This window comes from Methanosalsum zhilinae DSM 4017 (assembly GCF_000217995.1).
Taxonomy (GTDB): domain Archaea; phylum Halobacteriota; class Methanosarcinia; order Methanosarcinales; family Methanosarcinaceae; genus Methanosalsum; species Methanosalsum zhilinae.
The window spans coordinates 2,015,712-2,036,207 of sequence record NC_015676.1; the positions used below are offsets into that span (position 1 = coordinate 2,015,712).

The following is a 20,496-nucleotide window of genomic DNA, read 5'->3' on the forward strand; positions in this document are numbered from 1 at the left end:
GCCGTTCAAAGATCCAGCATTTATTTCCAGAATTTATCTTCATAATCCTCTGGGAGGTCAAGTTTCATTGCTTCGTCAATGCTCTTTTTTTTTCTGGAGCCTGTATTATCTCTGGCAGATACATCACTGATTCCTTCAGGATCCCCGGATGATCGATGAGATTCTATGACAGTTGTATCCTTATCCTGATTAATGATCCTTTCATAAACCTCTGATTCCCTGGGCTGGGGATCAGCAGATGAACTATTAACCTCGCGGTCAGTATTTTCCTGATTAATTTGGGATGAAAAGTCTTCAATATCTCGGTTAAACTTTACACGGGTCTTTTCTGCATAAGAATCAATAATTCCTGATTGTCTAGAAGAACTCAGTCTATGAGTGCTTCTGTAACCTATCGCACAGTTTTCATCACCGGATCTCCAATCAACAAGGAATAAATGACATTCCTTCTTCTTGCAATCAGACCGGTTATCCAGAGGGCATACATCAGGTAGTGGCATATTCTGTCATTCTTTACCTGGTTTCAAATATAGTTTTCGCCTACATCTCCAGTTCAGATGCGATCAGAGATGCAACACTGATACAGCTCTGGGATCTTTCGATAGTATCTGTTGCCAGAAGATCACTTACGCCTGCATTAAACAGTCTCAGCACTGCATTTCGTGCAAGTACCGGATGAACACATATAAGATATACATCATGGGCATTCTGTTCACGCAGTATCCTTATGGATTCTGCCATTGTACCACCGGTAGCGATCATATCATCAATTAGCACAACATCCCTGCCACCTACATCCATCTGCTTGGTCTTGATCGAAACCCGTTCTCCGCTAAGCCTGGTTTTTTCGAGATAATCAAAATCAATGCCCGAAGAGTCAGATGCTTTTTTTGCAATATCTACAGCACCCCTGTCAGGTGCAACTATCAGAGGGCTCTGTAATCCAAGGGATGCAAGGTAATCTCCAAGCAGATACGATGCATCAATGTCAAAAGCATCGCATCTGAAATAATCCAGAACATTCTGTTCATGGATATTGACAGTATATACCCTATCTGCACTAACCGTACGGGCAATCGCGCGGGCACTTACAGGTTCACCTTCCATGAACTTACGGTCCTGGCGTGCATATCCCATATAGGGAATCACAACATTGATGGATGGTGAGCCTTCACAGGCATCAATGAGCTGGAGAAGTGCTATCAGATCGGAATCTGTAACAGTGCTCTGCACTATAGTCACATCTTCAGTAATCTCATCCAGTATACGGGTATAAAGTTCACCATCAGGAAAACGGTGGAAATCGCACAGAAGTGGTTCAGTATTCAGTTCCCTGGCAACTCTGGCAGCTAGCATCTGTGATGCGGGTCCTCCAATAATCTGCAAATTATATCCCTCATTAATTCAATATAGTTAATTATTCCTGAGATCGTATCTCATAATTACCTTTAGTCTTTCTTACGACCCTGATATCATTGATTACAGTGTCAGGGTAATTTCCACTACTATCCTTTTCAGCCGATTTGACCATATCCCATACCGTAAGAAGTGCGGTAGATACCCCATTTAACGCTTCCATTTCAACGCCAGTCCTTGCATTGGACCTGACCTCAACTGTAGATCGAACAGTTTCACCTTCTATAGTAAGATCAACATCAACGGAACTTATAGGGATCTGATGACACATAGGAATGATCTCGGGAGTCCTTTTCACTGCCAGAATAGCAGCAATTCTGGCTGTAGAAAATACATTCCCTTTCTCAACAAGGCCCTTTCTTATCCGATCAATTGTCTGGCGGGAAAGGACAATCACGCCTGTTGCCGTAGCCTGTCTTGTAACAGTATTTTTATCGCTGATATCAACCATGTGGACCCTGCCATCCACAATATGAGTGAAATTATCTGTCATCAGATCACATTTAGACTTTAGTCGATTCTAACATTTTTACGTTGATGATAATCCTCTAACACACCCCTCAAATCCTGACTCAGTTGGTCTGCCTGGTCAATGGTGAGCTTGAGAATCTCCTCATCTTCTCCATGAGTTATAACAATTCTGACTCTGTTACGTTCAATGTCCACATTTATTTTTCTATATTCTTTATCCATTCAAGACATCTCCTTTCTTGTCACTTCAGTGATTCTGTCGATAATATCTGTTGCCAGAAGTCCGTATGAATGTTCTTCAAAAGCTAGATCTCCTGCTACTCCATTTATGAACGCCCCACATGATGCAGCCTCCATTGCAGGATTGACAGCAAACAGTGTTCCGACAATTCCTGCAAGGACATCTCCTGTACCTCCCACAGTCATTCCTTCATTGCCAGTTCTGTTCAGCAAAACATCTTCACCATCTGAGATGATATCGACCTTTCCTTTAAGCAATGTTACTACGCGGTTTTTCCTGGAATACTCTAAAACCGATTCGAGTCTATGGAGAGGATCTGAAGGAGGTTTTTTACCTATTAAACGGGAAAATTCTCCTGCATGCGGAGTTAATATCATATCACAGTCATTCACAGGGATATTTTTCAGGCCAGCAAAACCATCGGCATCAACAACAACCTTTCTGCAGTAAGGCAATATCATGGATATGGCTTCCCCGATCTCATCACTTCTGCCAAGCCCATTACCTATCACAAGTACATCATGAGACTGTATCATCTTTAATATCACCGGTACATCCTCAACGCACAGTCGGTCATCTGAAAGAGAACGCACTATCAGATTTGGGGAATAGGCGGATACAATATCATCCACTCCCCTGGGGAGTGCAAGTGTTACAATATCAGCACCTGTCCTCAGTGATGCCATTGCAGTCAGGGCAGGTGCTCCAAAATATTCTCCACCACCAACAACCAGTATTCTACCTGACTGACCTTTATGAGAATCAACCTGGCGGCGGTTCAGCATGGTAAGATTTCCAGACCCAACATACACTTCTGCATCCCTGCATACACCAATATCTATAACTTCGATAGCTCCTGTATACCGCTCAACATCTTCTCTGGCAAGCCCCTTTTTCAAACGATGGAATGTAAGTGTTTTATCAGCCATGATCGATTTTTCAAACGAATTCCCATCCGGATCAAAGCCTGAAGGAATATCCACCGAGATTACAGAGGAACCTGTGCTGTTTATAATATCTATTGCAGTGGATTCGGGTTCCCTTATACTCCCCTTTACACCGGTACCAAAAATAGCATCAACTATAATATCTGCAGATCTTAATGATTCGCAGTTCTCCAGACTGGAAGAATCGGTTATTTGCATTGCCTCTATACCACTGTATTTCAGCAGATCAAAATTTTTCAGTGCTTCCTCCGTTTTTATCATTGACCGTCTTCCAATAAGAATAACCTGAGTATGGATATCCTCATATGATGATAGATGGCGGGCAGCTACAAATGCATCACCACCATTGTTACCCCTTCCGGCAACAAGAACAACCCTGCCACTGGAAATACTACTTCTGACTGCCTGAGCAATGGATGCACCAGCATTTTCCATCAGCTGCATCCGGCTGAGTCCAAGACATTCACAGTTGATATCAATTGCCTGCATCTGACTGGAAGTGATCGATTTCATATATCTCACCTTTAAATCTGTCTAATCCTATTTACCAGTTAGTGTTATTTACATATATCAGCCTATACTAATATGAACAAAAGGATATATTGCTCTATCTAACCGAAAAGTGCTTAATATCAGAAAGAGTTTCTATGTGAGAAAAGGAGGTAATTTTTATTTCCGCTGTTTCAAAAAATTCCGACCCTCCTGCAAAAGCCAGGGTTAAGCCAACCTATCTGATAATTGGTAGTGGCAGCATTGGGTTTACACTAGCAAAAGAACTAAGGGAACTTAACAAAGACCTTGTCCTCATAGATAAGGAAAAACAGAAGGTAGAGACGTTAAGAGAGGAAGCATACGAAGCGATTGTTGGAGATGCAAATGATCCGGATGTGCTAAGTTCAATTAACCTAAAAAACCTTACAGCCATACTAATTCTCACATCTGATAATGAGATAAATAAAATTGCATTGCAGAATATAAAAAAGGTAATATCTCCTGATGTATACTGTGTCTCAAGGGCATCAGATGTAATCAACAAGCAGGAAATGGAGACTCTGGGTGCAGATTATGTATTCATGCCCTCAAAGATTGTCGCCACCGCGCTTGCACGGTCACTGGAGAGAGCAGAATCTCTAAAAAGAGGAAATCGATTATCAAAATGGTTAAAGGAGATTTCAGGTAAGAAACTTGCAATTGTGGTTCATGATAATCCTGATCCAGATGCAATTGCAAGTGCAGTAGCACTTAAGGAAATCGCAACAAATTTTGACGTGGATGCAACCATTCTGTACCATGGAGAAATCGGACATCAGGAAAACAAGGCGTTTGTAAATCTGCTTGCCATCGAACTTGAAAAAATGGATGAACATGACATTTCCAGATTCGATAAGGTTGCCCTGGTGGACTGTACCTTACCAGGCTCCAATAATCAGTTGCCTCCTGAAACACCGATTGGGGTTGTAATAGACCACCATCCAACCGGTGAAATAGAGATTGAAGCAGAATACGCCGATCTGAGACCAAATGTGGGTTCAACTTCCACTATTTTGACAAAATACCTCCAGGAACTTAATATTAATATAGAAAGGGAACTTGCAACCGCCCTGCTATATGGTATCAGGACCGATACTCACGATTTTAAAAGAAACACTGATGCATCGGATCTGTCTGCAGCATCGTTTCTGTATCCCCTGTCAGATCATGAACTTCTGGACCAGCTGGAGAGACCTTCAATGTCAATAGAAACACTTGACATACTGGGAGAGGCAATTAACAGCAGACAGGTAATAGGAAGTTACCTGCTCTCAAATGTGGGAAATGTAAGAGATCGTGACGCATTGCCCCAGGCTGCAGATTATCTTCTGAACCTGGAAGGTATAGCCACAACCATTGCATTTGGGGTATCTGAAGACAGGATATTCATATCCGGTAGAACCAATGACATAAGGATCAATCTTGGGGAAGTGATGAAAGAAGCTTTTGGAGATGAATATGCAGGCGGTCATGCCACTGCAGCTGCAGCTCAGATTCCATTGGGAGTGTTTAGTGCTGCAAAGGATAGACAAACACTGCTTCGCCTTGTAAATGAGTCTGTGGTCAAAAAATTCCTGAAAGTTGTAGGCGTGGAAGAATCGGAAGAATGAACCGTTCTACCTGGATATAAATGACAAAACAGAATGAATCAGATCGTAAAGGCATCGAGAAGCTCAGGACGTTTATGATTTGCAAATGGAGAGAAGAGCTGGCATGCCTGGAAGATATCAATATTGAAAATATTGCATTGCAGATCCAAAAAGCAGGATTCAGGTGTTTGAGATGCGGAAGCTGCTGCAGAAGTAAAGATGGAGACAACAGAGTATTCATAACACCTGCCGAAATTGACCTGATCTCAGAGACCTATGACATGGATCTGGAAGACATTGCACTGCCATGTATTGACGATATACTCTCAAATTCAGATAACCAGCAGGAACTTCAATCCTTTATTGATACTGAGGGAAATCTCCATCCCACCGGCTGGATGCTTCTTCGCGGAGACAATGGCAACTGCAAATTCATCAGTGATGCAGGTCCATCCAATAAATGCAGGATATACAATTCAAGGCCGAGCCTGTGCAGTACATATCCTTTCCATATGGAGAACATGGACCTGGAGATCTGTGAATGCCCGGGTCTTGGAATGGATATTGAATGGAAGGAATGTATGGATATTGCCAGAAAGTTGATACAGCGCTATATCAGCGAACTTAAAGATTTCATATTAACATATGAAAAATATGAATACTTTTCATCTTCCAGTAAAGGATACGATATTTATCTGGGCAGACTAAATAAAGGAGAAAATGTATGTATTGTACATGATTCCAGAGGCATCCGCAAAGGTTTACTGATATCGAAATGTGGGGATCTGAAATTTATTCGGTCAATGTGATATGGGTTCCTGGAAACTTATACATGACAGCAGAGAATATCAATATTTAAGATAGACTATCGATTATTTTATTTATAACATTAACTATGTAACTCACTGATTATCATGTCCACAAATACCAGTAATTCTATGACAATTTCTGAGAAGATTTTCTCAAAGGCAGCAGGTAAGGATGTAAAAGCAGGAGATTTTGTCTTTGCCAATATAGACAGGGCAATGACACATGATATAACCGGTCCCCTGGCATTGAAAGGGTTCTATGAGATTATGAAGGATAAGGAAGACAAAAAAGTATGGGATCCTTCAAAGATCGTGATCATCTTTGATCATCAGGTTCCAGCCGATTCTCTCTATGCAGCATCAAACCATATAATGCTCAGGAAATTTGCAAAAGAGCAGAATATTCTAAACTACGATGTTTATGAAGGAATTTGTCATCAGGTAATGCCTGAGAAGGGTCATGTACAACCTGGGGATCTTGTTGTTGGCTCCGATTCCCATACCTGTTCCTACGGGGCACTTGGTGCCTTTTCTACAGGTATAGGCTCTACTGATATGGCAGCTGTGTTTGCATCTGGTAAACTCTGGTTCAAGGTCCCTGAAACCATACGTTTTGAGGTGGAAGGAAATCTGCCGGACCATGTCTATTCCAAGGATATCATTCTGCATCTTATCGGAGATATAGGGATCGAGGGAGCTACCTACATGGCATCAGAATACGCAGGATCAGCTGTGAGGAATCTGTCCATGTCAGAGAGGATGACCATGTGCAACATGGCAATCGAGATGGGAGCAAAGACCGGAATCATCGAGCCGGATGAGGTAACTGAGAATTATCTTAAGGAAAGGATATCCGGGTATCAGCTTGACCCCCACTGGATATCTGATACTGATGCAAAGTATTCACAGGTCAGACATTATGATGTATCGGATCTTGAACCACAAATTGCATGCCCCCATAATGTAGATAATGTAAAGCCTGTATCAGAAGTAGAAGGTACAAAGCTTGACCAGATATTTATCGGTTCGTGTACCAATGGAAGATTTGAGGATATAGAAATTGCTGCCAAAATAATCGGGGACGAGCCAGTTGCAAAGGATGTGCGATTGCTTGTAATCCCGGCTTCCAGAACAGAATATCTAAAAGCACTGAAGGCAGGATATATCGAACAGCTCATAGAAGCCGGTGCAATTGTGGAATCGGCATGCTGTGGACCCTGTATGGGAGCTTCTTTTGGATTGCTGGGAGATGGTGAAGTGGGTCTTGCAACATCCAACCGTAATTTCAGAGGCAGGGAAGGAAGCCCTGAGTCCTTTGTATACCTGAGCTCTCCTGCAACTGCAGCTGCATCTGCTCTTACTGGTGAGATTACGGATCCCCGCAAGGTATGAAATATATTTTGTGCAAAACCATTGCCTGCACAAAACCAGAAGATATATAAAAAGTCCAGCAATCTAAAAATAGATGACGTTGGCCTTGCTTAAATTTCCCGTCATTGGATTATAATCCAGAAAGCCAACGTCACTTGATCTTCTGTCCGGGACAACAGGCACTATTAAATATTGATAGGTGCTGTTCTTTAAGTGGTGAATTAAATGTCTGCAAGTAACATTGAAGTCCTTGATGAGATATATGAGATCATCATGAGCAGAAAAAGAGAACCTGTTCAACATTCATATGTGTGCTCATTATTAAATCACGGTAAAGGAACTGATAAGATCCTTGAAAAGCTTGGCGAGGAGACTGTGGAAACCATCATTGCTGCAAAAAACGGGATAAGAGAAGATATAATATATGAATCATGTGATCTTATATTCCACCTAATGGTTATGCTTGCAGCCTATGATATCGAGCTAAAGGAGATCACAGAAGAGCTCAGCTCCCGCAAAAAGTAATTTAGAAGCAGACACTAAATAGATCAATTTGGATTTTCCTTTCCCATGAATAAATTATCAGTATACTGCAAGTTCATGAAGTACATCGGCTTTTGAGAGTATCCCTTTTGGAACCCCATCAATTGTGACAATAAGTCTTCCCACATTGTGTTCATTGAACATCTTTACGGACTGGTACAGGGGAGTATCCCCATCAATTGTGATCAGGTCCTTTGTCATTATATCCCTAACCTTAAGGGAAATTTTACCACTTGCAAGAGCGTTACCGATATCTGTAAAGGTCACAACCCCTACAACTTTGCCCTTATCTTCAACTGGAGCCCCATGGATGTTATTTTTGACAAAAATGCGTGCAGCTTCCTGTATAGTAGCATTCACATTGACAAATACAGGATCTTCTTTTATGTAATTTTTTACCGGTCTCTTTGGAAGAGATACCATTTCTGTAATTGAGAAAAGTAATGCGTTCTTCGTATCATCCCTTCCTACAACCTCTCCTCTAACAATAAGACGGTTTACAGGGGTTGGACCAATCTGAACTATGTCTCCCTCAACAAAATCCCTTATATTTCCAAGAACTTTTATCATTCCATTACATAATTCAGGATGTCTGACTGTAGTAAAACTTATTTCAGCTGCAGTTGAGCCCTGAATCAGAATTCCGTTTCTGTATATAGGTACAATTACCTCATTCTCAACTGAAGTCACATTCAGGGCCTCATACGCGGCACTGGTAATCTTGTACCCTCCTTTGGGGCCGGGAACACCTTCAACAAGTCCCAGGACTTTCAATGATTGCATCTGGTTGCGGACAGTACCGGGATTTCTGTTTATCAGATCCGCAATCTCTTCTCCTTTTATTGCACGATTTTTCTGCCGCTGTAAATTGATTAATGCGATAATAATATCTTTCTGGATGGGAGTTAGTTCCATACAATCACCATTTTTTCACTATATACATTGACTGCTATATATATATATTGTAGATATGATCAAATAATGATCATAACCCACATGAACTTCAAAGAATACAAATATATATAATCAGACGATTGGCATAGGTAAGTGGAATCATAAAATGATATTCGAAAAAATATACACTGTTCCGACCTCAGATGAGCTGCTTGACAAGGCATTTAGAAGAGCATCCAGAGCAAGAGCAGGAAAAGTAACCCGCAATAAAGAAGATATACTCAAAGCCCATGAATCTTCGATCATTACAGCCTCCAACATATTATCAGATAACATGGCAAACATAGTCCGCAGATTTCCCAGCTTTGATGAAATCCCCAGACTATATTATGAACTGGCAGATATCCTTGTAGGAGTGGATGAGATCAGAAAATCCCTTTCATCGGTAGACTGGGCAAGCAAAAAGATACATGAGATCTCCAGATACTATATTGGGAAGATGCGTACAAGCAGGGATGCTGTCACTGTAAAAAAAGAGGCTTTTGGAAGAATAGCATCCATTACAAAGTCTGTTGACAGTGATCTGGTATTCCTGAACAGGGCACGAAATATTTTACGCAAGCTGCCTGATATATACGATGAGCCAACAATAATTGTGGCTGGATATCCGAATGTAGGCAAATCCAGCTTTGTTGCATACGTGACCGATGCTAGGCCTGAGATTGCATCATATCCCTTTACAACCAAAGGAGTATCCATCGGACACCTGATAAGTAACAGTAAGCGATATCAGATCATAGATACCCCAGGCCTGCTGGACAGGCCCATGTCCGAGAGAAACAGCATAGAACTGCAGGCAATAACAGCTCTGGAATATCTTGATGCAGTGGTACTGTATATAGTGGATGCCAGTGAAACATGTGGTTATCCGGTAGACCAGCAGAAAAAACTGCTTGATGAGATCAGAACAGAGTTTGATCTGCCCGTGCTGGTTGCATCAAACAAGACTGATATTGAACACAAAGAAATTGATTTTGCAGACATGGAAATTTCAAGCATAACAGGGCAGGGTATTGATGGAGTTCTACAGGAACTCATCAGTATGATAGAAAAGCAGGAAGAGAAAAATAGAGATCATCCGGTCAGCACCGAATCGTCTTCTCCATAATATCCAGTGCCTGCTTTATGTCATCCATGCTGGCGGCATAGGATATTCTGATATGACCACTGCCATTGCTTCCAAAAGCAGATCCTGGAACTACAATTACACCACTGGAAATAAGTTCTGATACAATATCAGGATAATCATCTCCTGCATAAGGGAAAGCGTAAAAGGCGCCTCCTGGGAGTGCACAATCAAGACCAATTGAGTTCAGGCCCTCTACCAGCACATTGCGTCTTTTCCTGAACTCCTCCCGCATTGTAATCACAGGTTCCAGCGAACCGCCGACAGCCGCAACTGCTGCTTTCTGGGCGATTGAGTTTGCACATGCCTGAACATACTGGTGTATCTTGAGCATCTGCTGTATATATTCATCTCTTGCAGCAACATATCCAAGCCTCCATCCTGTCATTGCATAGGTCTTGGATACAGCATTTACTGTTATAACATTATCAGAGTATAGTGCAGGACTTACATGCCTTCCTTCATAGATAAAATGCTCATACACTTCATCACATATCATGGTGATATTGTGATCATCAGCGATCTGGGAAAAGGCTTTCATATCTTCAGGACTCTGCACTGCACCGGTGGGATTTGCAGGAGAGTTCACTATAAAGGCCCTGGTTGCGGGACCTATATACTCAGTCAGTTTCTGTGGACTAAGAGTCAGGTCTTCCTCAAGGGGAACAGGTACTGCCTTTGCACCCATTATTGTCGTAAGTGTTTTATAAGAAACAAAACCAGGATCCGGAATTAAAACTTCATCTCCAGGCTCAACAAGGCATGCCAGTGCTATTTCCAGAGCTTCTGATGCACCGGATGTTACAATGATTTCAGAAGGAGAAAACTCAAGACCATTTTCATTTTTAAATTTTTCACATAGGGCAGTTCTCAATTCAAGTATTCCTGGACCGGGTGTATAACCCGTAAAACCTTCTCTGATTGCACAGATCGCAGCTTCCTTTATATGAGAAGGCGTATCAAAATCTGGCTGTCCAAGACCAAGATTTATAGCACCTGGACCAGCCGATTCAAACATTTTTCTGATTCCTGATATATCAATATCCTTCACCCTTCGAGCAAATCTTTTACCTGCCATATCCATCTATCCCCTGGTAAGGTTTCTGTTACTCCAGTGTTGTGTGTCGTAATTTCAGATCAGCTTCCGAAACGCCCATAATTGCAATAAGTTCTGCAATTACAGCATCCAAAAAAACCATTGAAGATATCTCAAAGGATGTACCAAGTGGTGTGAGGTTTCTGTAATCACCACGCATATGACGTTCCAGATATCCTCCGCCATTATCCTTGATTCTTCCAGGAATTACCACTGCTGTATCTGCCATCTCTCCAAGTGTTGACTCTTTATTGGAGGTAACAGAAATCAATGTGGAGCCAATCTCTGCTGCAATCCTTCCAAGATCGACTATTGAGCGTGTCTCACCTGAGCCTGATATCCCAATGACAACGTCATCCTTTTTAACTGCAGGGGTGGTAGTCTCACCAACAACATATACATTAAAGCCAAGATGCATAAGCCTCATTGCAAATGCCCGGCCTACAAGGCCTGAACGCCCGGCACCCATTACAAAAATACTCTCTGCTGCAAATATGTTATTCAGCATTTCTCTGACACTATCCAGATCAAAGTTTTCAGCCATGCTGTCCAGATGCTTTGCCATCAGTTTTATTGATAATATAAAATTTTTACACTCTGTATCCTTTGGATGATCCATATTTGTCACACTCGCAATTATATATCTAGCAATAATCTTCGAGGAGATGTTCCTTTATTCCATTAACCAGAAATATTACTGTCAGGATACGTTCCCCCTGTCCTAGATCAAAATTGAATATCATGATGAGATCTATTGTCTCGGGTCTCATCCTTATAGTTAATCTGTTTTATTTTCCAGTCATCTATATTCTTCAGTACATCATATAAACGAACGATATCAGAGTCATCTCCGTTCCAGTAGAGGTCAACAATCACATTTTTAGTCTTAAGTTTTTCGGATATTGATTCAGCCAGATAAAAGAGAGCCTTTTTGCTGGAAAATGGGATATTGAAAGTAGCCCTGTATCCGTTTTCCACCTTTGCATAGGATACCAGAACAAATCCACAGCTTTCATATTCGGTAATCTTTTCAAAATCACATATGATCTCATATTCATGTACTGCAGAAGGGTCCACATTGGATATACCTATAAGCAACTTTCCAATAACTATATCCGGAACCTGGCGTCCAAACCAGATAGAAATCTTACCATAGGTACAGACTACGTTAACATCATCCCTGCCCATCTCAAGAGATGAGAGAGATTGTGAGGAAGCGATAATCTCTTCACCAGTGCTATCTTCCATATATTCTTCACTTCACTGATTTTTCGAAGATACAAGGGCACTGATCATGTTCCGATCTTTTTTGAGAGTCTTTAGCTGATTTGCAGGCCCTATTACAGTCATCCTTGTGCGAACGTGTTTTTTCTTGAACAGTTTTCCAAGAAATGAACTATTATTCTCAGCCGGATAACTTTCCATCTCTATACCTGAAAAATCATCAGGCTGTATAAGCGTCATTGTCATCTCTATAAGAGTTGCTTCTTCTGCAGGACTTAAACCCTTTTCAAGTACCAGTATTTTACCTTTCTTCACTTCATCTATAATAAACCTGACCTTCTCAATGGGAGTCATCTCAGAGAGTTTACTTTCAGATATAAGATCCATTTGAATGCCCTGCATACCAATCACCCAAACCTTTTTGCAATCTCCTCATAGAGGGTGTCTATATTCTTTCCTTCCAGTGCAGATATTGCAACCATTGGATGCTGTGGAAAAGCATTCCTTATGGTTGTGGGTGATGCCTCGGGAAGATCGATCTTGTTTGCTGCAATCAGCAGAGGAAGATTTCTGGCTTCCATATTTCCAATAACTGTAACGTTTACCTGAGTAAAGGGATCCTCAGTGGCATCCATTACCAGAATGACACCATCCAGGTTTTCCAGCCATTTAACAGCTTCAATAACCCCTTCTGTAGCTTCTTTTGCCCGCCGTTTGGATTCTGCTTCACCAAGACCCTGTTTCATGAACTCATGAAAATCAATCTTTGTAGCCAGACCTGGAGTATCAATAATATCCAGCGAAATCGAATGACTGTTGGATCGTATTGTAACTCCTTCCCGCCTTCTTGCACGTCTGGTCTCATGGGCCATCGAAGAAACAGATCCCATGGCATCCCCTGTCCAGTCTCTTACTATCCTGTTGGCAAGGGTGGTCTTTCCAGCATTGGGCGGACCATAGATACCAATACGAGCGTTCTTTTTATTGAATAACTTTTTAAACATCCCGGAAAAATTCTCTTTTAATCTTTTAAATACGCTCATTTATTCCCTCCATCATGGAGTTGGAGATTTTTCAACTAACTTTAGTCCATTAATTCAACATGTTTTATAATAACTTTATGAATAGTATCATACTCACATATATTGCATACAGCCAGATTCTGATCACACTGGGTAGATCCAGCAAAAACATCAGGGAATCTGATCATGACAAACCCATGGCTGAATTGATCGCTATCTCAGCAATATTGGAGCCATAGTCACCGGTGCGGTCAATACTATCTGCAACCGTTCTAAGTGCAATGACAGACAGAGGAGATTCAAGCTTTAGAAGCAGTTCATTTAGATGTGATATTTGAGGCCTTCTTTTTTCAACACGGTCAATGACATCGTTTGCCAGTTTAACATCTGCATTAAATAGTGCATTTACAGCATCCTCTACTATCTTTCTGGATGTTTCACTGGCATCCTCTATAATATTCAGGGTATCTTCAGGTATGGAATAGTTCATTTCAGTGGCAATCTTTGCTATCCTCTGTGCATGATCTGCGATACGTTCAAGTGGACTGGCCGCCATTCTGTAATCGTGGTACTCATCAATTGAAGTCTCAGATGCACCAGGAAGTCTTCCACCCCTTAGAACCGATCTGAACTGCTTTGAGATCAACAGGAATAAACGATCAACCTCGTCATCCCTCTGGATCACATCCAGAGCAAGATCCACATCACTGTTCTTGAGGGCCCGAACTGCATCCTTGTGCATGCTGCTGGATATGAGGAACATTCTGCGAACGCCTTTTTTAATAGAGATCTCCTGGGGATTCAAAAGGTCCTGTATAATTACATTTTTTGCAGTCTCTTCAATGATCTCAGGCCCCATGAGTTTATAACATACCTGCCGAATAGTTTTTTTCTGTTCTGCAAGGATCCTTTTTGAACTCAGGTTTATTATATCATATCCTGTAAGGTATGCTGCGATAATATCCCTGGTAAGTGAATCACCCATAATACCAGTTACATCGATCTTTTTTTCCTTGAGCTTTGGGGATTCGTTGGTAGGATCGATCACAAGCGTTCCATCTGACTGGGGGTGCAGGTACACACAGGTTCCGGTCCGGATTCCTGCCTTGTTTGCCCATTGTTTGGGAAGGGAAATGACATAGGTCGAACCACCTGTCTGCTGAACTTTTCGTGTTTCTATGGCCATACCTCGTTGGGTGTCAATCATATTAATATATAGAATTGGATATGAATATATATTGGCAATGAATTAATACATAATATATCTAACGATCGAACAATCATGATCTATTACCGAATTTATTCCATGCAGCTTCCTCGGCAATCCTTATAACATCCTTAACCGGGATCCCTGAATCCAATGAAACTCTGCGGCAATCCTCAAATTCTGCACCGATGTTGAGAAGTGAGCCATTTCTGTCACTGGCTATTTTTACTTTGATGTCAAATTCGTTCATATTCAGTGAAATCCTCACAGATTCCATTCTACGATCCGCGATCAGACGATGGCGTGTTGGTATGACCCGCACTCCAAGAGATCCGGTCTCACAGATGATGCGGTGCGCCAGCCTGTAAGTATCTCTGCTGCGTGCAATGACATGTATCACATGCCCGGGCCTTCCCTTCTTCATTATGGCTGGCGTAATGGTGACATCCCTTGCACCCATTCCCATCAGTTCATCCACAAGATTGCCAAGCACCTCACCAGTAACATCATCTACATTTGTTTCAAGCAATTCAACATGATCCTGTATAAGGGCTGCTTCAATATCTACCAGAACACTTCGCAATACATTGGGATGGATAGGATCCATATCTCCTGCCCCGTAGCCGGTTTTTAGAGGAATTGACTGAGGATATGAATTTACAGGTGTTGCAAAGTAAGATATGATGCCAGCACCGGTAGGGGTCAGGTATTCTCCTTCAACATTTCCACCCCTGAATATCATCCCTTTATTCTGCAGTATGTTCAGTGTTGCAGGTGCAGGTACTGGTAATTTTCCATGAGCTGTATTCACATATCCGCTCCCGGTGGTGATCGGGGTACAATATATGAGGTCACATCCAAGCTCGTTTATCGCAAAAGCAGCTCCTGTGACATCAGCTATCGCGTCATTCTGGCCCACCTCATGAAAATGTAGCTCATCCAGAGGTACATTGTGGACCTTTGATTCGGCTTCTGCAAGCAGAGAAAATATAGACAGTACACTTGTTTCAACCTCAGGTTCCATACATGCAGATTTTATGCGATCGACCATCTCAGGGTAGAGTACCGGCGATTCCTTTTCAGATATCACATCCACATGTACAGAATCAATACCACGTCTGTTGACACGGCCAATACTGACTGATACATCCGCTACAGACTCCATTATTTCACGCGTTCTGCTGGCATCTGCACCAATATCAATCAGGGAAGCAACTATCATATCACCTGAGGCTCCGGAGAATGGATCGAATATGAGGGCTTTCATAAAAAAATCACTTGTTTACCTGATAATCAACCATATATTTATAGACTATGAAAACAGAAAACAATGACCATAAAAACAGTTCAGTAAGTATTGAGACTATAAAAAAGATTAAGTAACAGGATAAGAATTCCAGTAATTATAATATACTGAAATACCAGATTATAACTATATAAATTCACAGTTACAGCATAAATTATCAAAGATCAGGATGACTTCGATGGATGAAGTACAGCTAAAAATTGAGAAAGCACATCCCAGTGACTTTGGGAGAGGTATTATTCGCCTAGATCCCAATACCTTGCTAAACCTTCAGCTTTCACCAGGGGATATTGTAGAGATAAAAGGAAAGAAGAGAACAGCTGCAAAGGTATGGAGAGCTGACAGGCAGGACTGGGGACAGGGACTCGCCCGGATTGACGGTTTTATCAGACAGAACGCAGGAGTCAGTATTGGTGAGAAGGTCACCATAAAAAAGGCCAATGTTGTACCTGCTGAAAAAGTGGTCCTTGCACCTCCAGAGGGAGTGGTTATTGAATTTGGAGAAAATACCAGTGAGGTTATCAAGCACAATTTGCAGAAACGGCCCCTGGTCATGGGAGATGTTGTACCGATCATAAGTTCAATGACACAGCCAATGACAGGACCTATGGCAGGTGGGCAGGCAGTGCCCCTGATTGCTGTAGAGACCGATCCTATGGATATGGTAGTTATCATTACAGAAACCACCGAGGTGGAACTTCGCCAGAAGCCAGTCAGAGGTTATGATACTGCACGCGGGATCACCTATGAGGATATAGGCGGACTTGGAGATGAAATCCAGAGAGTCAGGGAAATGATCGAACTTCCCATGAAGCACCCGGAACTGTTCCAGAGACTTAACATAGACCCCCCGAAGGGAGTTATATTATATGGACCACCAGGTACTGGTAAAACACTTATAGCCAAGGCTGTTGCAGGCGAAGCAGGTGCAAATTTCCTGTATATAGCAGGCCCGGAGATCATGGGAAAATATTATGGAGAGAGTGAAGAGCGTATCCGCAATATATTTGAAGATGCAACGGCAGATGCCCCATCGATCATTTTCATAGATGAGATTGACTCTATTGCCCCAAAACGTGAAAATGTGACAGGAGAGGTAGAGCGACGTGTGGTTGCCCAGCTTCTTACAATGCTTGACGGCATGGAGGAAAGGGGACAGGTTATTGTCATAGGTGCAACTAACAGACTGGATGCCATTGATCCGGCCCTTCGCCGCCCTGGAAGATTTGACAGAGAGATTGAAATAGGAGTTCCTGATCTTTCAGGAAGGCTTGAGATACTGCAGATACACACCAGAGGAATGCCCCTTGATGAAGATGTAGACCTTGATGAACTTGCAGGAAACACCCAGGGTTTTGTAGGAGCAGATATGCTGGCGCTTGTTCAGGAATCTGCTATGAAGTCATTGAGAAGATGTCTTCCGGATCTTGATCTGGATGAAGAAATACCGCCTGAGACGCTGGAAAAGATTAATGTCTCAGCCCTGGATTTTGAGAACGCCCTGAAGGAAATCGGACCTTCAGCACTCAGGGAAGTATTTGTAGAAGTCCCCACTGTCAGCTGGACCGATGTGGGAGGACTTGATAGTGTTAAGCAGGAAATTGTAGAAACCGTTGAATGGCCGCTCAAAAAACCTGAAAAATTCGTGGAGATGGGAATCAAACCACCCAAAGGAATACTGCTGTTTGGACCACCGGGTACAGGTAAGACACTGATAGCCCAGGCCGTTGCAAATGAATCAAATGCCAACTTCATCAGCATAAAGGGTCCACAGATGCTGTCCAAATGGGTGGGTGAATCAGAGAAAGCTATACGTGAAATGTTCAAAAAGGCAAGACAGGTATCTCCCTGCATCATCTTCTTTGATGAGATAGATTCCATTGCAGCTGTCAGAGGTGCAACAACAGAAGGCGGAAAAGTTGCAGAAAGGGTGGTAAATCAACTACTTACAGAACTTGATGGACTTGAGACGCTAAAGGAGATAGTTGTTATAGCTGCAACCAACAGGCCCGATATTATGGACCCTGCATTGCTGCGCGCAGGAAGATTTGACAGAATGGTACTTGTAGGAGCACCCAATAGGAGCGGCAGAATCAATATTTTCAAGATACACGCCAAGAATATTCCACTGGAAGATGATGTGAATCTGGAGGAACTTGCCGATATGACAGAAGGATATGTTGGTGCAGATATAGAATCAGTGTGCAGAGAGGCGGTTATGCTTGCACTCAGGGAAGATTTTGGAACCAGAAAAATAAGCATGAAATACTTCAGAGAAGCTCTTAAAAAGGTGAGACCAACTATTTCAGAGAGCCTGATTGAATACTATCAAAAGATAGAAAATCAATTCAAGGGTGGAGCAGTACCTGAGGAGCCAACTTCATATATAGGATATAGATAAATAATTCACAATTAAGGAATTTGAGGGAGATCATAAATGTCAAAAGTTTTTGCAAAAAACCTGTCCAACAAACAGGTGATGGCAACTGATGGAAGTGAAGTAGGAATCCTATTCAATATTGTGATGGATATAAAAACAAGCAATCTGATAAGTCTTATTGTCAAACCTGATATGGCACTTGACACATCAAAGTACAGGCAGGAAGGAGAATACATTATACTGCCCTTTGAATCAGTTCGCGCCATCAAGGATTATATAGTAATCGACAAGGCTATTGCAAAAGGTACCAAAGGCCCCCAGAAGGAAACAGCAGATATCTGAGCCAGTACACCTACAAAAAGTTTAAGGTCAGAAATTTCTGACCTCATTTCAAAATTTATATCATTTTTTTGGATATCAGGTAATCTATCGCTTCAGATGTACCCTCTCCATAGGCTCTGGATGTGACAAGGTCTGCATTTTTTTTTGTATCAACATCTGCGTTGGATACTGCAATTCCAAATCCTGATACCTGTAGCATTTCTCTGTCATTTTCAGAGTCACCGATTGCAATAAAATCCCCGGGAACAAAATCCAGAAGCCGGGCCAGTTCAATCAGGCCGGTACCCTTATCCACCCTGCTGTTTTTCACATGAATTGCATAATTGGTATCAATGATCTCCACTTCAAATTTTTCCTTCCTGAGAATCCGGCGGGCCTCTGATGCATCAAAATCCCTCCTAAGGGCAACTTCGGTCTTTCTGTACTCAGCATCAAGTCGGGTTATATCAAAGAAAGTTGAAAGGTACTCTACTGCCCTTTCACATTCTTCCAGTGTCCCTTCAACAATATGTGGCTTATTGTCGTATGCAGTGGAAAAAATACCGCCATTTTCTGCAATTGTAGCTCCACTGAGTCCTATAAGCTTAGAGGTTGCACGGGCATAGCACAGTATATTTCCAGTTGCAAGAACAACAGGTACCTTCAATGAACGAAGTTTTTCGGCTGCTGTAAAATCAAGCCTTCTGTCAGGATAGGTGATCGTTCCGTCAATATCCACTACAATAGCTTTGAAAACCATAAATATCAATTACATACATAAAATATATGATTTGCTTTCATTTTTCCTTTCATGGATCCTGCAACCCTTCAGTTGTGACAGCGATTATGGATTCGCCATCAGGAAGGTTGGGAGAATCTACAAGTCTTACAATTCTCTTATCACCCTTTGATTTTCTCAGATATAGCCTGAAAGTTGCAGTATGTCCCAGAATATGACCTCCAATAGGCTTGGTGGGATCCCCGAAAAACGCATCCGGTTTTGACATGACCTGATTGGTAACTATCACGGCAGCATTGAAGAGATCACCCAGGCGCTGGAGATCATGCAGATGCTTGTTCAGTTTCTGCTGTCTGTCTGCCAGTGTACCTCTGCCCACATACTCTGCCCTGAAATGTGCTGTTAAAGAATCAACTATGAAAAGTCTTACAGGCCTTTCTGTATTCTTAAGTTCATTGGCAAGCTCTGATGCAGAATCTGAAAGCAATATCTGATGATTAGAATTGTAGGCACGTGCCACATGGATATGTTTCAGGAACTCTTCAGGATCATAATCCTCCCCATGTTTCTGGGAAAGGCCATCCACCATCTGGGCAATCCTTTCGGGTCTGAATGTGTTCTCAGTATCTATCATTATTACAGAGCCGTTCAGACCTCCTTTCTCCTTTGGAAGCTGAACATTGACAGCAAGCTGATGGGCAACCTGTGTTTTTCCAGAACCAAACTCCCCATAAAGTTCAGTAATGGACTGGGTTTCAACGCCTCCGCCAAGCATTTCATTGAACTCGGTGCACCCAGTTGTAAGTTTACCAACAAGTTTTCTTCTATCCAGTACCATATCTCCTGTTTCAAATCCTCCAATATCAGCTGATTTTCTTGCTGCGTTGATAATCTTTGCAGCGGTTGACTCTCCAATATCTGCACTGGTAGCTATTTCAGCAGGTGATGCAACAGCTATTGCTTCAATTGTATTAAAACCAGCATCTATTAGCTTTTGAGCTGTTGCTGGTCCAACATGATCCAGATCTTCTAAAGACATTTCAGACATAGGTTATAACTCCATTTGGTGCACATGCTTATATCCGGTGCACTATTTATGCAAAGCCTGATAACTTATTCCATCTATATATACATAAGCTTAGGACAGTGAAAGTAATTTCTCAGCAGTGAAGGATCAATCCATCCAAAAACTTATTTCATAGC

At 42.0% G+C, this 20,496-nt stretch carries 22 protein-coding genes; 7 read left to right on the top strand and 15 right to left on the bottom strand.

Annotation, left to right across the window (positions count from 1 at the left end; genetic code table 11):
* Positions 1-20 precede the first annotated feature (20 nt).
* From MZHIL_RS09590 to MZHIL_RS09610, 5 genes are read right to left on the bottom strand one after another with little or no spacing between them, the layout of a single operon-like run.
* The gene (locus MZHIL_RS09590) at positions 21-500 is read right to left on the bottom strand and encodes a hypothetical protein (protein ID WP_013899179.1); all 480 of its coding nucleotides are present in this window, start codon (positions 498-500) and stop codon (positions 21-23) included.
* Between the two features lie 40 nt (positions 501-540).
* A complete protein-coding gene (locus MZHIL_RS09595; RefSeq protein WP_013899180.1) occupies positions 541-1,386 on the bottom strand; it encodes a ribose-phosphate diphosphokinase in 846 nt (281 codons plus the stop codon).
* Positions 1,387-1,417: 31 nt separating this feature from the next.
* A complete protein-coding gene (gene moaC, locus MZHIL_RS09600; RefSeq protein WP_013899181.1) occupies positions 1,418-1,909 on the bottom strand; it encodes a cyclic pyranopterin monophosphate synthase MoaC in 492 nt (163 codons plus the stop codon).
* A gap of 17 nt (positions 1,910-1,926) precedes the next feature.
* The gene (locus tag MZHIL_RS09605) at positions 1,927-2,109 is read right to left on the bottom strand and encodes a hypothetical protein (RefSeq protein ID WP_013899182.1); all 183 of its coding nucleotides are present in this window, start codon (positions 2,107-2,109) and stop codon (positions 1,927-1,929) included.
* Entirely contained in the window at positions 2,110-3,588 is a 1,479-nt protein-coding gene (locus MZHIL_RS09610) for a bifunctional ADP-dependent NAD(P)H-hydrate dehydratase/NAD(P)H-hydrate epimerase (protein WP_013899183.1), read from the bottom strand.
* Between the two features lie 158 nt (positions 3,589-3,746).
* Here MZHIL_RS09610 and MZHIL_RS09615 point away from each other — a divergent pair, with 158 nt between their 5' ends.
* The 4 genes from MZHIL_RS09615 to hisE all read left to right on the top strand — a co-directional run bounded on the left by MZHIL_RS09615 (position 3,747) and on the right by hisE (position 7,900).
* Positions 3,747-5,216 (top strand): DHH family phosphoesterase, encoded by a 1,470-nt coding sequence (locus MZHIL_RS09615; RefSeq protein WP_013899184.1) that lies wholly within the window; start codon positions 3,747-3,749, stop codon positions 5,214-5,216.
* A 20-nt stretch (positions 5,217-5,236) separates the two neighbouring features.
* Positions 5,237-6,004: a YkgJ family cysteine cluster protein gene (locus MZHIL_RS09620; RefSeq protein ID WP_013899185.1), complete on the top strand. Its 768-nt coding sequence runs from the start codon at positions 5,237-5,239 to the stop codon at positions 6,002-6,004.
* A gap of 105 nt (positions 6,005-6,109) precedes the next feature.
* Entirely contained in the window at positions 6,110-7,396 is a 1,287-nt protein-coding gene (locus MZHIL_RS09625) for a 3-isopropylmalate dehydratase large subunit (protein WP_013899186.1), read from the top strand.
* Between the two features lie 204 nt (positions 7,397-7,600).
* Positions 7,601-7,900 (top strand): phosphoribosyl-ATP diphosphatase, encoded by a 300-nt coding sequence (hisE, locus tag MZHIL_RS09630; protein ID WP_013899187.1) that lies wholly within the window; start codon positions 7,601-7,603, stop codon positions 7,898-7,900.
* 57 nt (positions 7,901-7,957) lie between these two features.
* On the opposite strand, the gene MZHIL_RS09635 is transcribed toward hisE, so the two are convergent.
* A complete protein-coding gene (locus MZHIL_RS09635; RefSeq protein ID WP_013899188.1) occupies positions 7,958-8,833 on the bottom strand; it encodes a CBS domain-containing protein in 876 nt (291 codons plus the stop codon).
* A 145-nt stretch (positions 8,834-8,978) separates the two neighbouring features.
* Here MZHIL_RS09635 and MZHIL_RS09640 point away from each other — a divergent pair, with 145 nt between their 5' ends.
* Complete coding sequence (locus tag MZHIL_RS09640; protein WP_013899189.1) at positions 8,979-9,980, top strand: NOG1 family protein; 1,002 nt, start codon at positions 8,979-8,981, stop codon at positions 9,978-9,980.
* Here the strand turns inward: MZHIL_RS09640 and MZHIL_RS09645 are convergent.
* The 7 genes from MZHIL_RS09645 to larC form a co-directional block, all read right to left on the bottom strand.
* A complete protein-coding gene (locus tag MZHIL_RS09645; protein WP_048815717.1) occupies positions 9,955-11,076 on the bottom strand; it encodes a pyridoxal phosphate-dependent aminotransferase in 1,122 nt (373 codons plus the stop codon). The two genes, MZHIL_RS09640 and MZHIL_RS09645, sit on opposite strands and share 26 nt — an antisense overlap.
* Before the next feature lie 28 nt (positions 11,077-11,104).
* On the bottom strand, positions 11,105-11,713 hold the full coding sequence (gene hxlB / locus MZHIL_RS09650) for a 6-phospho-3-hexuloisomerase (RefSeq protein ID WP_013899191.1): 609 nt from the start codon (positions 11,711-11,713) through the stop codon (positions 11,105-11,107).
* A gap of 107 nt (positions 11,714-11,820) precedes the next feature.
* Positions 11,821-12,342 (bottom strand): hypothetical protein, encoded by a 522-nt coding sequence (locus tag MZHIL_RS09655; protein ID WP_013899192.1) that lies wholly within the window; start codon positions 12,340-12,342, stop codon positions 11,821-11,823.
* Positions 12,343-12,354: 12 nt separating this feature from the next.
* Complete coding sequence (locus MZHIL_RS09660) at positions 12,355-12,720, bottom strand: DUF2073 domain-containing protein (RefSeq protein WP_048815718.1); 366 nt, start codon at positions 12,718-12,720, stop codon at positions 12,355-12,357.
* Positions 12,721-12,725: 5 nt separating this feature from the next.
* Positions 12,726-13,361: an Era-like GTP-binding protein gene (locus MZHIL_RS09665; RefSeq protein WP_013899194.1), complete on the bottom strand. Its 636-nt coding sequence runs from the start codon at positions 13,359-13,361 to the stop codon at positions 12,726-12,728.
* Between the two features lie 163 nt (positions 13,362-13,524).
* Positions 13,525-14,526: a phosphate uptake regulator PhoU gene (locus MZHIL_RS09670; RefSeq protein WP_157209668.1), complete on the bottom strand. Its 1,002-nt coding sequence runs from the start codon at positions 14,524-14,526 to the stop codon at positions 13,525-13,527.
* Positions 14,527-14,620: 94 nt separating this feature from the next.
* Positions 14,621-15,814, bottom strand: coding sequence for a nickel pincer cofactor biosynthesis protein LarC (gene larC, locus MZHIL_RS09675; protein ID WP_013899197.1), 1,194 nt, complete (start codon positions 15,812-15,814; stop codon positions 14,621-14,623).
* Between the two features lie 217 nt (positions 15,815-16,031).
* Between larC and MZHIL_RS09680 the strand changes: the two genes are divergently transcribed.
* Together MZHIL_RS09680 and MZHIL_RS09685 are read left to right on the top strand one after the other, a co-directional pair.
* Positions 16,032-18,254: a CDC48 family AAA ATPase gene (locus MZHIL_RS09680; RefSeq protein WP_013899198.1), complete on the top strand. Its 2,223-nt coding sequence runs from the start codon at positions 16,032-16,034 to the stop codon at positions 18,252-18,254.
* Positions 18,255-18,290: 36 nt separating this feature from the next.
* A complete protein-coding gene (locus MZHIL_RS09685; RefSeq protein ID WP_013899199.1) occupies positions 18,291-18,575 on the top strand; it encodes a PRC-barrel domain-containing protein in 285 nt (94 codons plus the stop codon).
* 55 nt (positions 18,576-18,630) lie between these two features.
* Here MZHIL_RS09685 and MZHIL_RS09690 read toward each other — a convergent pair whose 3' ends face one another.
* Both MZHIL_RS09690 and radA read right to left on the bottom strand, forming a co-directional pair.
* Positions 18,631-19,314, bottom strand: a complete 684-nt coding sequence (locus tag MZHIL_RS09690) for a phosphoglycolate phosphatase (protein WP_013899200.1) — start codon at positions 19,312-19,314, stop codon at positions 18,631-18,633.
* 49 nt (positions 19,315-19,363) lie between these two features.
* Positions 19,364-20,341 carry a DNA repair and recombination protein RadA gene (gene radA / locus MZHIL_RS09695; RefSeq protein WP_013899201.1) on the bottom strand — a complete coding sequence of 326 codons (978 nt, stop codon included), beginning with the start codon at positions 20,339-20,341 and terminating at the stop codon, positions 19,364-19,366.
* Between the last annotated feature and the right edge of the window lie 155 nt (positions 20,342-20,496).

What these genes read in the sequence shown, in the direction of transcription:
- MZHIL_RS09610 (WP_013899183.1), bottom strand. Translation starts at nt 3,588, where the DNA reads ATGAAATCGATCACTTCCAGTCAGATGCAGGCAATTGATATCAACTGT.
- MZHIL_RS09635 (WP_013899188.1), bottom strand. Translation starts at nt 8,833, where the DNA reads ATGGAACTAACTCCCATCCAGAAAGATATTATTATCGCATTAATCAAT.
- MZHIL_RS09645 (WP_048815717.1), bottom strand. Translation starts at nt 11,076, where the DNA reads ATGGCAGGTAAAAGATTTGCTCGAAGGGTGAAGGATATTGATATATCA.
- MZHIL_RS09670 (WP_157209668.1), bottom strand. Translation starts at nt 14,526, where the DNA reads ATGGCCATAGAAACACGAAAAGTTCAGCAGACAGGTGGTTCGACCTAT.
- MZHIL_RS09620 (WP_013899185.1), top strand. Translation starts at nt 5,237, where the DNA reads ATGACAAAACAGAATGAATCAGATCGTAAAGGCATCGAGAAGCTCAGG.
- hxlB (WP_013899191.1), bottom strand. Translation starts at nt 11,713, where the DNA reads ATGGATCATCCAAAGGATACAGAGTGTAAAAATTTTATATTATCAATA.
- MZHIL_RS09665 (WP_013899194.1), bottom strand. Translation starts at nt 13,361, where the DNA reads ATGAGCGTATTTAAAAGATTAAAAGAGAATTTTTCCGGGATGTTTAAA.
- MZHIL_RS09690 (WP_013899200.1), bottom strand. Translation starts at nt 19,314, where the DNA reads ATGGTTTTCAAAGCTATTGTAGTGGATATTGACGGAACGATCACCTAT.
- MZHIL_RS09640 (WP_013899189.1), top strand. Translation starts at nt 8,979, where the DNA reads ATGATATTCGAAAAAATATACACTGTTCCGACCTCAGATGAGCTGCTT.
- moaC (WP_013899181.1), bottom strand. Translation starts at nt 1,909, where the DNA reads ATGACAGATAATTTCACTCATATTGTGGATGGCAGGGTCCACATGGTT.
- MZHIL_RS09680 (WP_013899198.1), top strand. Translation starts at nt 16,032, where the DNA reads ATGGATGAAGTACAGCTAAAAATTGAGAAAGCACATCCCAGTGACTTT.
- MZHIL_RS09685 (WP_013899199.1), top strand. Translation starts at nt 18,291, where the DNA reads ATGTCAAAAGTTTTTGCAAAAAACCTGTCCAACAAACAGGTGATGGCA.
- radA (WP_013899201.1), bottom strand. Translation starts at nt 20,341, where the DNA reads ATGTCTGAAATGTCTTTAGAAGATCTGGATCATGTTGGACCAGCAACA.
- MZHIL_RS09655 (WP_013899192.1), bottom strand. Translation starts at nt 12,342, where the DNA reads ATGGAAGATAGCACTGGTGAAGAGATTATCGCTTCCTCACAATCTCTC.
- MZHIL_RS09590 (WP_013899179.1), bottom strand. Translation starts at nt 500, where the DNA reads ATGCCACTACCTGATGTATGCCCTCTGGATAACCGGTCTGATTGCAAG.
- larC (WP_013899197.1), bottom strand. Translation starts at nt 15,814, where the DNA reads ATGAAAGCCCTCATATTCGATCCATTCTCCGGAGCCTCAGGTGATATG.
- MZHIL_RS09605 (WP_013899182.1), bottom strand. Translation starts at nt 2,109, where the DNA reads ATGGATAAAGAATATAGAAAAATAAATGTGGACATTGAACGTAACAGA.
- MZHIL_RS09625 (WP_013899186.1), top strand. Translation starts at nt 6,110, where the DNA reads ATGTCCACAAATACCAGTAATTCTATGACAATTTCTGAGAAGATTTTC.
- MZHIL_RS09660 (WP_048815718.1), bottom strand. Translation starts at nt 12,720, where the DNA reads ATGCAGGGCATTCAAATGGATCTTATATCTGAAAGTAAACTCTCTGAG.
- hisE (WP_013899187.1), top strand. Translation starts at nt 7,601, where the DNA reads ATGTCTGCAAGTAACATTGAAGTCCTTGATGAGATATATGAGATCATC.